General features: G+C 59.8%; 14 protein-coding genes. 7 read left to right on the forward strand and 7 right to left on the reverse strand.

Going from position 1 to position 13,992, the window contains the following annotated elements; all coding sequences use genetic code 11:
• Positions 1 to 26: 26 nt before the first annotated feature.
• The 4 genes from aat to QEH54_RS05445 form a co-directional block, all read right to left on the reverse strand.
• The gene (aat, locus tag QEH54_RS05430; protein WP_309017624.1) at positions 27 to 713 is read right to left on the reverse strand and encodes a leucyl/phenylalanyl-tRNA--protein transferase; all 687 of its coding nucleotides are present in this window, start codon (positions 711 to 713) and stop codon (positions 27 to 29) included.
• A 47-nt stretch (positions 714 to 760) separates the two neighbouring features.
• Complete coding sequence (locus QEH54_RS05435) at positions 761 to 1,300, reverse strand: hypothetical protein (RefSeq protein ID WP_309017625.1); 540 nt, start codon at positions 1,298 to 1,300, stop codon at positions 761 to 763.
• 121 nt (positions 1,301 to 1,421) lie between these two features.
• Positions 1,422 to 2,012 carry a peptide-methionine (R)-S-oxide reductase MsrB gene (gene msrB, locus QEH54_RS05440; RefSeq protein WP_309017626.1) on the reverse strand — a complete coding sequence of 197 codons (591 nt, stop codon included), beginning with the start codon at positions 2,010 to 2,012 and terminating at the stop codon, positions 1,422 to 1,424.
• A gap of 226 nt (positions 2,013 to 2,238) precedes the next feature.
• Positions 2,239 to 2,784: a DUF3016 domain-containing protein gene (locus QEH54_RS05445; protein ID WP_309017627.1), complete on the reverse strand. Its 546-nt coding sequence runs from the start codon at positions 2,782 to 2,784 to the stop codon at positions 2,239 to 2,241.
• On the opposite strand from QEH54_RS05445, the gene QEH54_RS05450 reads away from it, so the two are divergent.
• Together QEH54_RS05450 and QEH54_RS05455 are read left to right on the forward strand one after the other, a co-directional pair.
• Positions 2,783 to 2,974, forward strand: a complete 192-nt coding sequence (locus tag QEH54_RS05450; RefSeq protein WP_309017628.1) for a hypothetical protein — start codon at positions 2,783 to 2,785, stop codon at positions 2,972 to 2,974. The genes QEH54_RS05445 and QEH54_RS05450 overlap by 2 nt on opposite strands.
• Positions 2,975 to 3,043: 69 nt before the next feature.
• The gene (locus QEH54_RS05455) at positions 3,044 to 3,208 is read left to right on the forward strand and encodes a hypothetical protein (protein ID WP_309017629.1); all 165 of its coding nucleotides are present in this window, start codon (positions 3,044 to 3,046) and stop codon (positions 3,206 to 3,208) included.
• A 110-nt stretch (positions 3,209 to 3,318) separates the two neighbouring features.
• On the opposite strand, the gene QEH54_RS05460 is transcribed toward QEH54_RS05455, so the two are convergent.
• Both QEH54_RS05460 and QEH54_RS05465 read right to left on the reverse strand, forming a co-directional pair.
• Complete coding sequence (locus QEH54_RS05460) at positions 3,319 to 4,044, reverse strand: uracil-DNA glycosylase family protein (protein WP_309017630.1); 726 nt, start codon at positions 4,042 to 4,044, stop codon at positions 3,319 to 3,321.
• A gap of 391 nt (positions 4,045 to 4,435) precedes the next feature.
• Positions 4,436 to 5,125: a 3'-5' exonuclease gene (locus QEH54_RS05465; protein WP_309017631.1), complete on the reverse strand. Its 690-nt coding sequence runs from the start codon at positions 5,123 to 5,125 to the stop codon at positions 4,436 to 4,438.
• Positions 5,126 to 5,430: 305 nt separating this feature from the next.
• On the opposite strand from QEH54_RS05465, the gene QEH54_RS05470 reads away from it, so the two are divergent.
• Together QEH54_RS05470 and QEH54_RS05475 are read left to right on the forward strand one after the other, a co-directional pair.
• Positions 5,431 to 8,184 (forward strand): ATP-binding protein, encoded by a 2,754-nt coding sequence (locus tag QEH54_RS05470; RefSeq protein ID WP_309017632.1) that lies wholly within the window; start codon positions 5,431 to 5,433, stop codon positions 8,182 to 8,184.
• Positions 8,185 to 8,247: 63 nt separating this feature from the next.
• A complete protein-coding gene (locus QEH54_RS05475) occupies positions 8,248 to 8,898 on the forward strand; it encodes an RluA family pseudouridine synthase (RefSeq protein WP_309017633.1) in 651 nt (216 codons plus the stop codon).
• A 23-nt stretch (positions 8,899 to 8,921) separates the two neighbouring features.
• Here the strand turns inward: QEH54_RS05475 and QEH54_RS05480 are convergent, their stop codons facing one another.
• Positions 8,922 to 9,998 (reverse strand): inositol monophosphatase family protein, encoded by a 1,077-nt coding sequence (locus QEH54_RS05480; protein WP_309017634.1) that lies wholly within the window; start codon positions 9,996 to 9,998, stop codon positions 8,922 to 8,924.
• Here QEH54_RS05480 and QEH54_RS05485 point away from each other — a divergent pair, their 5' ends adjacent.
• From QEH54_RS05485 to QEH54_RS05495, 3 genes are all read left to right on the forward strand, one after another.
• On the forward strand, positions 9,999 to 10,352 hold the full coding sequence (locus QEH54_RS05485; RefSeq protein ID WP_309017635.1) for a Spx/MgsR family RNA polymerase-binding regulatory protein: 354 nt from the start codon (positions 9,999 to 10,001) through the stop codon (positions 10,350 to 10,352).
• Between the two features lie 300 nt (positions 10,353 to 10,652).
• Positions 10,653 to 12,071, forward strand: coding sequence for a Mur ligase family protein (locus QEH54_RS05490; protein WP_309017636.1), 1,419 nt, complete (start codon positions 10,653 to 10,655; stop codon positions 12,069 to 12,071).
• A gap of 135 nt (positions 12,072 to 12,206) precedes the next feature.
• Positions 12,207 to 13,844 (forward strand): fumarate hydratase, encoded by a 1,638-nt coding sequence (locus tag QEH54_RS05495; protein ID WP_309017637.1) that lies wholly within the window; start codon positions 12,207 to 12,209, stop codon positions 13,842 to 13,844.
• Positions 13,845 to 13,992: the final 148 nt, after the last annotated feature.

The raw sequence follows: 13,992 nt of genomic DNA on the forward strand, positions 1-13,992 counted from the left end.
AACTAGTTCCGTCGAGTAAAGCTCGCTCAGGCGAGATCGGTCCATTTGCCCTGCAGCGTAGGCTGCTGCTGCGAGTCGGCCAGCTGTTTGAGGAAATCGCGGCGCGAAAGTTCGCGGGCTCCGAGGCTCGCCAGGTGCTTGGTCGGCTGCTGGGCGTCGATGAAATGGAATCGGTGCTTGCGAGCGAAGGCGACCAAGGCGTGGAAGGCCACCTTCGAGGCGTCGCGTTCGTGGTGAAACATGGACTCGCCGAAGAAGGCCGCTCCGATGGAAACGCCGTATAGGCCGCCTACCAGTCGGCCGTCCAGGTAGGTCTCGAAGGAATGGGCCAGTCCGAGGCGGTGGAGCTCGACGTAGGCGTTTTGCATGTCCGCGGTGATCCAGGTCCCGCTCTGGCCGGGACGCGGCGCCTTGGCGCAGGATTTGATGACCTCGGGAAAGGCGGTGTCGATGCGCAGCTCGAATTTTCCCGACTGCACCACGCGTCGAAGCGACTCGCGATACTTGAAGTTTTCCAGGTGCAGGGCCATGCGCGGGTCCGGGGAAAACCAGAGAATGGGGTCGCCTTCGCTGTACCAAGGGAAGATGCCGCAGGAGTAGGCGGCTACGAGGCGTTGAGGACTGAGGTCGCCGCCGATGGCGATGATGCCTTCGTCTTCGGCAAGTTCCGGATCGGGAAAGGCGATTTCCCTCGGCAATCGGAAAATGGGCACGGCGCGGGGTGGCTAGCTCGGATTGGCGGGCGTTTTGGGAGAGGGCCTCACGGCTGGGGGATCTCCTCCTCTCCGCCGAAGCGCTCGGCCAGTCGGTCGTAGGAGAGGGTGCGAGCGTCCGCGGGCACCTTCATGGAGAAGATCTGACTCCAGAGTTCCTTGGGCAGCACTTCGATGTCGCGCTCGCTGCGGCGGGAGGCGGTGATGTCCGCGTGCTCGTCGAAGTCCAAGTCCCACAGCAGCTGAAAGTAGGCGCTTTTGGAGTCGGCGGTGATCAGCAGCGCTTTCATTGCCGCTTCGCCGTCTTCCGTTTCCTTCACGCGAAGGGCCGAGACGAAGGAAACGGTTTTTAGCTTATAGACCCAGATGAGGTCGGAAAGCGTTTGCAGCAGGGCGTCGCTGCTTTGGATGACGCTGTTGGGTAGGGTCAGGTTGATGAAGGGGCCCGATTCGCGCTTTCCCAGGAAGAAGGGCAGGATGCCGCGAAACTGCTTGAAGATGGCTTCGCTGTGCAGGGCTACGGCTTCGTGAATGCCGGAGGTCGTGGGCGGCTGCTGGGAAAGGAGCTGCTGAAGTGAGGCTGACATGCAGGGCAGCTTTTTCGCTTCGCCCTTGCTTGTCGAGTTGGAACAGCCTGTCGCTGCTGGCGGCCGCAGCGGGGCGTCGGGCCCTTCCGCGGTCGGTCGCGCCGATGCGGAATGGCTCCGCTCAGCGGGCGTGTTCTGCGTAGGCCTGTAGATCGCGTTCTTCGATCTCGTTTTTCTTCACGAACTCCAGCGAGGCGGAGTTGATGCAGTAGCGCAGGTGGGTAGGCTTGGGGCCGTCTTCGAAAACGTGTCCCAGGTGGCCGCCGCAGCGCGAGCAGTGCACCTCGGTGCGCACCATGCCGTAGCTGGTGTCTCGGGTTTCGCCCACGTTTTCCGGAGCGATGCTTTCCCAGAAGCTGGGCCAGCCGGTGCCGGAGTCGTACTTCTGGGCGCTGGCGAAAAGCGGAGCTTCGCAGGCGGCGCAAAGGTAGAGGCCCTTCTCCTTGTTGTTCCAGTAGGCGTTCTGGAAGCTGCGCTCTGTGCCTTGCTGGCGCAGGACGCGAAACTGCTCCGGCGAAAGGACCTTCTTCCACTCCTCGTCGGTCTTGCGGAAGGCGTCGAGGGCGGTGGTCTCCGCTTCGGAAGGCACGGCGCAGGCGGCCAGATCCTGCTCTTTCAAGTTCGTCTTCTGGGAGTGTGTGGATGCGTTGTCGTCTGCCATGGCAAGTGTGGTGAAAAGGGTGGTGGTTAGGGCGGCTGCGAACGGTTTCATGGTTCTGGGCGTTGGGTTGCGAATGGGGCGTATTCCGGATCGTTTCCGAATGCGGGTCGCTATTCGCAGAGAGGGAAACGGCCGGGGGATTATTCCGATTGAGTTTCGACGGCGGAAGGGCGCGGGTAGAGAACGCAAAATCGAGCCGCCGAGCTCGAAAGCTCGGCGGCTGGGTAGCAATGCAAGCGCGGTTTGCGCTAACGGGGCCTGATCGGCATCATCGCGCCTACATCTTCGTCTCGAGGGCTCGTCGAAGGTCCTTAGATGACCAATCCTCGATCAGCTTCGAGACGTACGGCGCCCGCGAGTCGGAGAGACGCAGGTTCGCCTTAAGCGTGTGCAAATAGCTGAGGTCCGTCAGGCTGGCGTCGCCGGAGCTCACCACCGTTTCGTCCGGGGCGATCACCGAGTAGGCGAAAGCGATGCGTGGCGGGTAGAGATCCGTCATGACCCGGTATTCGCCGAAGGGCGAAGTCAGCGTGGACTGGTCGCCTGCCAGGTCGATGTCGGAGACTTCGACTCGGAGCGTGTATCCAGCTGGCAGATACTTCTGGCCTTGCTTGACGAAGACCGCTTCCACCTCGCGCAGCACGGCCTTCTCCTGCTTGGAGCTTTTGAAGGAGCTGGTGCGGATGTCGCGGTAGTTGTCGCTGTTCGTGAAGACGACTTGGACGGCGCTGTTCGCGGCGTCGGTGGTGATCGCGTGTCCGAAATTCGCTAAGGAAAGGGCGATGGCCGAGCCTATCGCGAGTAAAGATCGAGTGTGTTTCATGTTTTCCTCCTTTATCCTGTTGGGTGTCGAATCGTCGCTCGACGGAGCGATGTTCTACAATCTGGATACGAAAAGGGGCGCCAGCTTGGATTCAGATTTCGAAAGCGCGGCGTCGCCGCTTTACAAGGCTTTGACAGGCGGGAGCTTAAAAACCGCTCAGGTTTGCTTCGATTTGCGCGATCTCTGCTAGCAAATTGGAATTGACAGGGGAATTTCCTGCTATTTTTAAGCCGCTTCGTTACTAACTGATTCGCACACCATGGCAGAGGAAAAGAAGAGTACTGCAACCCAACCCAGCTCGAGCGCTCCGGAGAAATCGACCGGATCTTCTGACGCCAGTCGAAATGGCAAGGGGGACGCTCCCCGCAACTGCTTCAGCGATACCTATCGAAGCAATTTCGATAGCATCGACTGGAGCAAGTAGGCTCGGGACGGAGCTGAGGGAAGTCATTGTCGGCCACCGCGATCTTGCGGTGGCTTTTTTCGTGCCCGGACCCCGAGGAGTGGTACTCCGTCGAGGCGGAGCGCCTTGCCTCACTTTTGCCAGATGCCTTGCACGGCCAGCTGCTTGCTGGCGGCCTCGCTCCAGCCTCGATTGGCGGCGGGACTGGCGGGCGAGGGATGCAGGACCTTGCCGTGCTGGATGTCGATCCCGTCCAGAGCGGCCTTGGCTCGAGCCTGGGCGAAGCCTCCCACTCCGACGATCCATTCGGGCTGCAGGGTTTCGATGCAGCGCCGTAGGTGCAGATCGCAGGCCGCGAAGAGCGCAGCGCTCTCGGCCGCTGGCAGCTTGTCCGGAGTGCGGTTGCGCGAGCTCTCTTCCATGAACACCAGTGGGCAATAGTTGAGCACGAAGTGATCGGCGAAGAAGTCGGCAGCGTTGGGAAAGGCTTCCGCGAAGAGGCCCCAGAGGCGACGTCCGGAGACTTCGGACTTTTCGCAGGCGAAGCCCAGGATGGGCCGCTTGGGATGCTCGGGGAAGGGGATGTCGACCGGTTTCTCTATGCCCATCCAGTTTTTGACCGCATCGATCTCGCCAAAGGGCACGCCGGTTTGAGCCATGCCCCACGGCCCGGGGTTCATGCCGAGAAAGACGACGCGTTTGGGCGTGTCCGCGTAGCGCCTCAAGTACTCGCGATGGGGCTGCCAGGCGTACTTTATGGGGTTGTACACGTATGCGACGGGTGGAGCGAAACGCAGCGCGTCGACCGCCTCCGAAAGGGCTTCGGCGGCTTGGATCATTTTGGCGGATAGGGACATCGGGAGGATTGGAGGAAGGTGGTCGGACCGCGTCAAACCAATACGGCCGCCCTCGCCGCTGCGCCGCTCCCTGTAACCGCGACCTGGGGGCAGGGTAGTCAGTGGTATGCTTTCGCTGAGCGAAGCCCAATGGAGGAGAGAACCAATATGAGCCTATTTCTAATCACAACGATCGTATTCATCGGTCTGATCTGTCTAGCGGTGCAGGAAGCCTATCGCCGCTAGGACTCTCCGACTCGGTTGGAGACGAAGAATCGAGAAGTCGAAGGACGCCGTTCCCTCTGGGAGGCGTCTTTTTTTTTGGCGGCGCGTCCCGGCCTTTGGACGTAAAAAGCAGCGAGCGTTTCGGCTGGCTGCTGCGTGTGCAAAACGATGCTTCGAGGCGGCCGCTCTAGAAGGAGTAGGCCATGTAGTTGAAGCGCTTGCTGGCAGGTTGGGTGAAGCGATCGCTGTCGAGGCTCTTCTTTTTGACCGGGACGGCTGGGAGAAGCTCCTCGTGCACCGGGATGCGGGAGCAAAGCCGCTCCAGTTCCGGGTGATCCTGAATCCGTTGGAACACGTGGGCCAGGAGGATCGCGTCGCTCATGGCGTCGTGGCGACGCATGGACGAGAGCCCAGCCGAAAGGCGTTCCGCGATATCGTCCAAGGAGTTTCTCAGGCGAGAGAAGTCGCGCCAGAGCACCTCGAAGATATCCATGGTATCGATGAAGCGCACGGAGCGTGTCTCCACGTCGTCGCGCTTGGTGTACTTCCGGATGAAATTGAAATCGAACCGATAGATGTCGTGCCCGAAGAGCGTGGCGTCGCCGACGTACTCGGAAAACGCGGTCAGCGCCTCCAGCGGTTTCGGGGCTCCGGCCACATCGTGGTCGCGCACGCGAGTCAGTTCTTGGATTTCGCTCGGAATGGGCTTGCCCGGATCGACGTAGGTCGAAAAGGAGTCCTCGATTTCCATCAGGATGCCTCCGAGCCTTACCCCAGCGATTTGAGTAATCTCCTCCTGCTTGTAGCGCAAACCAGTGGTCTCGAGATCGAATGCGACGAGTTCCTTCACTCCCAAAAGGGGGTGAAAGGCTGGCATTTTGTCTTCGTATGGTGGTTTCACTAGGGTGAGAAGGTGGTTTATGTTGTATCGTCTAGTAGAACGAAAACTTCCAGTCTGCGTTCCTTTAGAAGATCTTTTTCACAGGTTCTTTCTAAGTTCTCATGCAAAAAGCGAGCCCGATATGGAGATCTTCGGAAAAATACGAACAGCGGATGTGCCAAATCGCAAATTTTTCATGCTTTTAGCTGAACCGATGAATGCTAGCGCCGATAAGGGCTAGGGTATTCTACTCGTTCCGCCTGCATGGGCGGCGGGTTGTTTTCGTCGCCTTGATCTTCTAAATGTTTGAAAATAAAAAGGTTCGCAGTCGGATGTATCTTATCTGGGCGAGCGGGGCGTTGCTGCTCTGCGCTCTCGGCTATCTGGCGGCGTCCCGCTGGTTGCCCGCGGCGGGGGACACGGCGAGCCAGGTCCCGGCCTTTGCGATTTTCATCGGAATCGGCTTTGGAAACTGCGCATTGCTTTGGGGCTTCGCCCGCGCCCTGACCGGGCGAAACGACCGAGATTGGTCGCGTCGCATCGAGCTGGAGGCGACGCGCTCCGAGGTGGTTTTGCCGGAGGGGCTCACCGCTGGAGAACGGCTTGAGCGCTGGGGGCGCGAGCTTCGGGAGCGGGAGAACGAGCAGCGCTCCAAGCTGGCGTTCGCCACGCCTTTGGTCGATGCCTGTCGCGGCGCGGATCTGGGGCTCTTCCTGTGCGACGAGGAAGGTCGCGTTCTGTGGGTGAACGGAGCCACGGAAGAATTGACGGGACGCCCCTTCCAGGATCTGGCGAAGCGGGCCAAGCTGGATTTTCTCAACCACGCGCTCAACGACCCGCTGGACCACATGCGTCTCAACGCGGCCTTGGACAAACGGCACGCCACGCAGTTGACCTTGGCCTGCCAGCGGGCGGACGGAGAGACGCGATGGGTGTCCCTGAGCCTGAAGCCGCTGCAGGGATCGACTCCCAGCGATGCCCGGTTCTTCGGCGTTTTGATCGACTCCACGGAGACGCGAAACGCTCAGACGGAGTTCGAGGAGATCTCCAAGCGCTTCGCCTTGGCGACCGAAAGCGCCAACATCGCCATCTGGGATTGGGATGTGAAAAACGACCGTTTGGTGTGGGACGACTACATGCACGAGCTGTATGGCTGCCGCCGCGGGGAGTTTTCTCCAAGCTATCAAGGCTGGATAGGGCGAATCCACGAGGACGATATGAACCGGGTGATCCGAACTATCGACCAGGGATTGATGAAGGCTCGGAACGTCGAGTTCGTGGCCCGTGTGGAACGGGGAGATCAGGACGTGGTCCACATACGAAACGCAGGGAAGGCATTCCTCAACGAGCGCGGCGAGGTGATTCGATACATCGGGGTTGCGTCGGATGTGACAGGAGAGCGGGAGGCTCGTATCCAAGTTTTGGATCAGAAAGAGGAGGCGGAGCGCCTGGCGATCCGTCTCGCGGAAGCGGTCAAGCACTCCAAGGATGCGGCTGCGGAGGCGGAGCGGGCCACCCGGGCCAAAAGCGCTTTTCTGGCCATGATGAGCCATGAGATTCGCACCCCGATGAATGGAGTGATCGGAATGGCGAGCCTGCTGTTGGATACGAAGCTCGACGAGCACCAGCGCGACTATCTGAACACCATTCGCACCAGTGGCGACGCGTTGATGACCTTGATCAACGACATTCTGGACTACTCCAAGATCGAGTCGGGAAAGCTGGATATCGAGATGGCTCCATTCAATCTCTGCGATTGCGTGGAGGACACCATGGAACTCTTCGCCGCTCGAGCTTCCGAAAAGAATCTGGAGCTTATCTGTATCATCGATCCAAATACGCCTGAGGAGGTGATCGGGGACTCTACACGCTTGCGTCAGATCCTGGCGAACTTGCTAGGCAACGCCATCAAGTTCACCGACGTGGGCGAAGTCGAACTCCGGGTGGACGCTCCTGCGGATGGACGAATCTCGTTTTCCGTACGAGATACTGGCATCGGGGTGAAGGAGGATCGCTTGCACAAGCTATTCGAGGTATTCACCCAAGCGGACTCCTCGACGACGCGAAAATATGGCGGCACGGGACTGGGGTTGTCCATCAGCAAGCAACTGGCGAATCTCATGGGCGGGGACATGCGAGTGAAGAGCTCATTCGGAAAAGGATCAGTCTTCTCTTTCGACATCGCGTTCGATGGCTTGCTCGACGCTACGCCCCATCCCGCCTTCGAAGCTCAGGACTCCCTGAAAGGCAGGAAGGTGGCTATCGTGCAGTCCAACGGGGTGGTGCGGCAGGCGCTCCAGTCAACCGTTTCTCGTTGGGGGATGGAGTGCAGGGCCTTCAAGGCGCTGGCTTCCTTGAGAGGGGAGATGGGGGCGGATGATTCTTGGGATCTCGTTGTCGTAGACAGGAACGCCGCCGAATCCTTAGACGATATCGAAATACTGAATACGCTGGAAAAGTCGAAGACGACCTTGCTCTGGCTGCTGAGCCCAAATGAATCCTTCGAGCGAAGCGAAAGGCGATTCGCCATCTACAAGCCCTATCGGACCCAGGGCTTGCTGGATACGGTGATGGAGGCTCTGGCAAGCTGCGACAATCCGGCGGGCGGCAAGGTTTCGAAGCTCGACGCTCGCGCCGAAGCGGACCAGGTCGAGGTGAAGGTGCCGCTTAAGATTTTGGTAGCGGATGATAATCTGGTTAACCGGAAAGTCGCGCGCGTGATGCTCAAGCGATGCGGCTATCAAGCGGATATGGCGTGTAATGGGGTCGAAGCGGTCGAAGCCGTGAAGCGCCGCGAGTACGATCTGATTTTTATGGATTGCCAGATGCCTGAAATGGATGGCTTCGAGGCGACCCGAGTGATTCGCAGTCTGGAAGGGGATCGTTCCGGGCACAAGCGGTCCTGCGTTTATGCCCTCACGGCCAATGTAAGGGACGAATCGATACAGATGTCTCGCGCTGCGGGGATGGACGGCTTTCTGGGCAAGCCCATAAAGCTCGACGATATTCGCCAAGCAGTGGATGAAGTGTGCACGTCCCTGGCGTCTCAGAATTAGCCGGCCAGAGCTACCGCTAGGGCTCTTGACTCCGGCTGAAGCTCGTGGCAGTGGATGGGACGAATGCCTGTTCCCTTGGATATCCTTTATCAAGACGACGACCTGATCGTGGTGGACAAGCCTTCTGGCGTATTGAGCGAGGGAGGCGGCGATCGGGAGCGCGATCTCGAACAGCTTGTATCCGAAATTGTGGGACGTCGCGCCTTTTGCTGCCACCGTCTCGATCGCCTAACGAGTGGAGCCATCGCGTTGCGAACGCGAAATCGGCTGAAGAGGGAGTTCGCGCAGCTCTTCGAAGGCCACGGCGTGCGCAAGGAGTACTGGTTGCTGACGCAGGGGCTTTGGGATCCGAAGATCAAGCGCGTGCAGAGTCGCATCGATAGTTTGGGCCGAGGACGCTGGGCGAACGTGCAGCATGGCGGCAAGGAAGCGGTGAGCACCTTTCAATTGCTAGGGCGCCACGAGGCGTCGGGATTGTCGTTTTTGCGGGGATTGCTAAAGACGGGCCGTACCCATCAATTGCGTTTGCACGCCCTCAAGGCGAAGTGTCCCATCGTGGGCGATCCTTTGTATGGGGTGGAGAGAGACGACGGATTGTTCGGTCTGCATTGCCGCTCGCTGCGTTTCCGTCACCCGGAAACCGGTCAGGAGGTTCGGGCTCAAGCGGAGCCTCCGACCAACTGGCAGAGTTTGTTGGATCTTTTTCGCGTTTAGCGGAAGCCCTCCCCCCGTGTTCGCTAATCGAAGTGCTTTTGTATTAGCTCCGTCAATACGGGGCGGACTCGGTCGGCCAACTGGACGTTCGCGTAGGCGATCCAGGAAACGGTAGTGGTGGTGTCGAGGGGAATCGCGAGTTCCGGGGCCTCAGCAGTTTCCACCACCACGCCGGCGGCTCTAGCCACTAGGGCGGCGCAGAGATCGTAGGGATGGCAGGTCAGAGACTGAGCGTAGCCGTGTTTGGCGTAGGCGAGTGGGCGAATGTCGATGACCAGCCGATCGTGACCTGCGATGAGTTCGTAGAGCTGGCCGCCGGTCGAGATGTATTGATCGTCGAAAATGAGGGCTTCCGCTCGCTCTGCGGCTGGGGTGAGCTCGTGGCAAAGCTCTTCTTCGAAGGCTGCCAGGGCGGCTTTGCATTGGGGAAAGAACTTGGCCACCGAAAGGAAGCCATGCGAAAGCTCGTTGGCCTGCGAAGGAGAGGCCGGCAGGCGGGTTTCCGTTTTCCGAATCAGATCTGTGGATACGCGATGAAAGCTGGTGACGCCATTGGTGGACCGCGTGGCGCTGAGCTGTTCGGAGATGAACTGCTTGGAGGTGGGGAGCTCGGTCATCGCGGCCACCGAAATGTCTTCGAGGGTGGTGGTGGGGCCGCGCTGCGGGGCTAATCCGATGAGGGCCCAGGCGGAGCGCTTGTCGTACATGAGCCCGCGTGTTCCGTCGATGGGGTCGATGATGAGCTTGTAGGCGGTTTTTCCCAGTGGCGTGGCCGTGGGAAAGCTGACCAGCTGGTCGTCTTCGATGCCCTCCATCACCAGTTGCACCGGCAGATTCTCGGGCCAGTTCTCCTCCAACCAGCGGAGGATGAGTTCTTCGCTGACCTTGTCGATTTCGTAGATCACATCGGCGGTGGAGCGTTCGGCGACCGAGGCGAGCTGCTCGACAGGGCGGTGTTGTTGGGCGCGCAGGGTGTCGCGGATGGCGGCGCCGAGCTGGCAGAGCAGCGTGCGAAAGGTTTCGAATTGGGAGGAGGTGGTCACGGAGTGGTGGAAATGCGATTGATTCGGGCGAGGGCTGAGGTTTTGTTTTCTGCCCATATGGTGAAGCTTTACATGTACAAGGGGTGCGACGGGTGCCGCAAGGCGAAGAAGTGGCTGCAGGCGCAGGACGTCGCGTTCGAGGAAGTCGCCATTCGCGAAGTCACTCCTAGCAAGAGCGAGCTCAAGGAAGCCCTGGCCTTGCATGATCTCAACCTGAGAAAGCTTTTCAACGTGTCCGGCGGCGACTACCGATCGATGGGGTTGAAGGAAAAGCTTCCGACCCTCTCCACTGACGAGGCCTTGGAGCTGCTGGTGGACAATGGAAATCTGGTCAAGCGGCCCTTCCTCGCTACCGACAAGGGGTGCTATTCCGGGTTCGACGAGGCTATCTGGTCGGAGCTGGTGAAATAGGTGCTCGTTGCGTGTCCGCTGGCTGGACGGTTCTCCGAGCCGGGGCAGGCAGCCCTTTACGCGGAGTTTACATGAAATGAGTAAAGCCCTGCAGCTTGCGGCCGTATAATGTAGGCAGAAGGACTCAAGCCCTTCTAACCATACAAAACGACTCTCTCCCACATAAAGAACCGAGATGGAAACGTCTCGGCTCTTTTGCGTCTGGTTCTGGTGAGAGCGGATCGAAACCGGCCTGGTTCGCGACGCGGCCTTGGCGTTTTTGCGTCGCAATCGCAATCCCGCTGCCTTCACTTTCCCGACATGCGGATCTATTTTCTGGGCATTGCGGGCACGGCCATGGGCAACGCGGCCCTGTTGTTTCGAGCCATGGGCCACCAGGTCATGGGCTGCGACCAGGCGATCTACCCGCCGATGAGCGACTTGCTTCGCGATGCGGGGGTGGAGATCATGGAAGGCTACGATGCGGAGCGTTTGCGGACGCTTTCTCCCGACCTGGTGGTGGTAGGCAACGCCTACTCGCGCGGAAACGTGGAGGTGGAGTATCTGCTGGAGGCGCGAAGCGTCGAGTTCACCTCGCTGCCCGACGCCTTGCGACGCTTCGTGCTGAGTCGCCGTAACAACATTGTCATTACGGGTACCCATGGGAAAACCACCACCACCTCCCTTGCCGCCTTCTTGCTCGCTCAGGCGGGCGTCCAGCCGGGCTACATGATTGGGGGAGCTCCCATCGACCCGGAACGAGGCTGGGCCGTGGGGCGCGAGGGCGGGACGTTCGTGATCGAGGGCGACGAGTATGACAGCGCCTTTTTCGACAAGCGCAGCAAATTCATCCACTACCAGCCGCGCATCGTGGTCTTGAACAACCTTGAGTTCGATCATGCGGACATCTTTCGCGATCTGCAGGACGTGAAGCGCACGTTTTCCCACTTGCTTCGACTGGTGCCCAAGAGCGGTTTCGTGCTGGTGAACGGCGACGACGAAAACGCGCTTTCGCTCACTGGCTTGGACTGGACCACGGTTTTCCAGATCGGCACGGCCCACGATGCGGATCTGCGTATTGAAAATTATCAGACAACCGCCACCGGTTCGCGCTTCGATCTGGTTTGGCAGGGCGCGCTCTGGGCCAGCATCGAGTGGGGCATGACCGGTCTCTTCAACGCCCGCAACGCCGCCATGGCCAGCCTGGCCGCTGCCTTGCAGAGCGGCGGCCCGCACGCGGTTCGGGGGTTCGACGTCTCCGCCCTCAGGCGATTCCGAGGGGTGAAGCGTCGCCAGCAAACGCGTTTTTCCTCGGAAACGCTCACCGTGATCGAGGACTTCGGCCACCACGCCACCGCCATTCGCGATACGCTGATCGCCTTGCGCGCCCGCTACGCGGATACGAAAATCGTGGCTGCTTTCGAACCCCGCAGCAATACCTCGCGCCTGGAGCTGATGCGCCAGCCGACCATTGCCGCTCTCAGCAATGCTGACGTGGCCTACATCGGAGCGGTGAAAAGTCGCAACAGCTCTGGTGTCGAGCTGATGGATACGTCGAGCCTCGCAGCGGATTTGCGGGTGAGGGGAATCGAGGCCCAAGCCTTCGATAGCAACGAGCAGCTGCACGCCAGCTTGTCGAAATTGCGTCGCGAAAGCGCCGGCAGTCTGCTGGTGGTCTTTTTCACCAACGGCTCCTTTGGCGGCGTGATCGATCGCTTCGCAGCGGAGTGCGAGGCGTAGAACCTTCCGCCATCGCGGCGAGGCCTGGGCTCTCTTCTCCCATCGAAACTGATTTCACGCATCAGTATCGTTAATTATAAGCCCTACTTATTCTCCTGACTTGCGAAGCTGTGGGCGGCACTTACGTTGCGAGCCATGGGAACGCCAGACTTCAAATACCAGCCGATCATTGAACTGGGTGACGACGATACCGAGTACCGTCACCTCACCAACGAGTTCGTCTCTACGGAGCAGTTCGACGGCAAGGAGATCCTGAAAATCGAGCCGGAAGCGCTCACGTACCTCGCCAAGACCGCGGTCCGCGACGTGTCTTTCATGCTGCGCCCGGCTCACCTCAAGCAGGTCGCTTCCATCTTGGAAGACCCCGAATCTTCGGAAAACGACCGCCACGTGGCCCTCACGCTTCTGCGCAACGCGGAAGTGGCCGCCCAGGGCGTGCTGCCGTTTTGCCAGGACACCGGCACTGCCATCGTGATGGGCAAGAAGGGCCAGCAGGTCTGGACGGGAGCCAACGACGAGGAGCTGCTTTCCAAGGGCATCTACGAAACCTATACCAAGGAAAACCTCCGCTATTCCCAGACCGCTCCGCTCTCCATGTACGAGGAGACCAACACGGGCACCAACCTCCCGGCTCAGATCGACATCTACGCCAACCAGGGAGCGGAGTATAAGTTTCTTTTTCTCACCAAAGGCGGCGGCTCGGCCAACAAGACCTACCTCTACCAGGAAACCAAGGCCTTGCTCAATCCAGCCCGTCTGGAGGAGTTTCTGGTGGAGAAGATGATGAGCCTCGGCACCGCGGCCTGTCCTCCCTACCACCTTTGTTTCGTCATCGGCGGCACCTCCGCGGAAGCCAACCTCAAGTACGTCAAGCTCGCCTCCACCAAGTACCTCGACAACATGCCGACCAGCGGCAACGAGCTCGGTCGCGGATTCCGCGACGTGGAGCTGGAGCAGAAGATCCTCGAGCGAGCCAAGGAGTGCGGCATCGGGGCTCAATTCGGCGGCAAGTACTTCGCTCTCGACGTGCGCATCATCCGCTTGCCGCGCCACGGGGCCAGCTGCCCGGTCGGCATCGGCGTTTCCTGCTCCGCGGACCGCAACATCAAGGCCAAGATCAACAAGGACGGCCTCTGGGTGGAAAAGCTGGAAGGCGATCCCGGCCGCTTCATCCCGGACGCGTTCAAGAGCAAGACCGAAGCAGAAGTGGTGGAGCTGGACCTGAATCGTCCCATGAAGGACATCCTCGCCGAGCTGACTCAGTATCCAGTCAAGACCCGACTTTCGCTCAAGGGCACCATCATCGTGGCCCGCGACATCGCCCACGCCAAGCTCAAGGAGCGCCTCGACAAGGGCGAAGGCCTACCGCAGTACGTGAAGGACCACCCGATCTACTACGCGGGTCCGGCCAAGACGCCCAAGGGCTTGCCTTCCGGTTCCTTCGGTCCGACCACCGCCGGGCGCATGGACTCCTACGTGGAGCAGTTCCAGGCCGCGGGCGGCAGCATGATCATGTTGGCCAAGGGAAACCGCAGCCAGCAGGTGACCGATGCCTGCAAGAAGCACGGCGGTTTCTACCTCGGATCCATCGGCGGTCCCGCTGCGATTCTGGCCAAGGACAGCATCAAGAAGGTCGAGCTGGTCGAGTACGAAGAGCTCGGCATGGAAGCGATCTGGAAGATCGAAGTGGAAAACTTCCCTGCGTTCATCCTGGTCGACGACAAGGGTAACGACTTCTTCAAGCTCATCCGAGAGCAGAACACCAAGGGCTGAGCGATCGGTATTCGATTTGAGTCATGTTAGTGAGGACGCGCCGATTTTCGGCGCGTTCTTTTTGTATCCAAGCGCTGGGAGCTCTTAAGGGAAGCTCCTGATCTGATTTGCTTGGCGCCAGTCGGGCAATGCCTTCAAATGCCGGTCT

The organism is Pelagicoccus sp. SDUM812003 (assembly GCF_031127815.1).
GTDB lineage: Bacteria > Verrucomicrobiota > Verrucomicrobiia > Opitutales > Opitutaceae > Pelagicoccus.

Bases quoted from the DNA above. Each gene is read 5' to 3' on its own strand.
- QEH54_RS05435 (WP_309017625.1), bottom strand. From the start codon at position 1,300: ATGTCAGCCTCACTTCAGCAGCTCCTTTCCCAGCAGCCGCCCACGACC.
- msrB (WP_309017626.1), bottom strand. From the start codon at position 2,012: ATGAAACCGTTCGCAGCCGCCCTAACCACCACCCTTTTCACCACACTT.
- QEH54_RS05450 (WP_309017628.1), top strand. From the start codon at position 2,783: ATGTTTTCCTCCTTTATCCTGTTGGGTGTCGAATCGTCGCTCGACGGA.
- QEH54_RS05445 (WP_309017627.1), bottom strand. From the start codon at position 2,784: ATGAAACACACTCGATCTTTACTCGCGATAGGCTCGGCCATCGCCCTT.
- QEH54_RS05455 (WP_309017629.1), top strand. From the start codon at position 3,044: ATGGCAGAGGAAAAGAAGAGTACTGCAACCCAACCCAGCTCGAGCGCT.
- QEH54_RS05460 (WP_309017630.1), bottom strand. From the start codon at position 4,044: ATGTCCCTATCCGCCAAAATGATCCAAGCCGCCGAAGCCCTTTCGGAG.
- QEH54_RS05465 (WP_309017631.1), bottom strand. From the start codon at position 5,125: ATGCCAGCCTTTCACCCCCTTTTGGGAGTGAAGGAACTCGTCGCATTC.
- QEH54_RS05470 (WP_309017632.1), top strand. From the start codon at position 5,431: ATGTTTGAAAATAAAAAGGTTCGCAGTCGGATGTATCTTATCTGGGCG.
- QEH54_RS05475 (WP_309017633.1), top strand. From the start codon at position 8,248: ATGCCTGTTCCCTTGGATATCCTTTATCAAGACGACGACCTGATCGTG.
- QEH54_RS05480 (WP_309017634.1), bottom strand. From the start codon at position 9,998: ATGGGCAGAAAACAAAACCTCAGCCCTCGCCCGAATCAATCGCATTTC.
- QEH54_RS05485 (WP_309017635.1), top strand. From the start codon at position 9,999: ATGGTGAAGCTTTACATGTACAAGGGGTGCGACGGGTGCCGCAAGGCG.
- QEH54_RS05490 (WP_309017636.1), top strand. From the start codon at position 10,653: ATGCGGATCTATTTTCTGGGCATTGCGGGCACGGCCATGGGCAACGCG.
- QEH54_RS05495 (WP_309017637.1), top strand. From the start codon at position 12,207: ATGGGAACGCCAGACTTCAAATACCAGCCGATCATTGAACTGGGTGAC.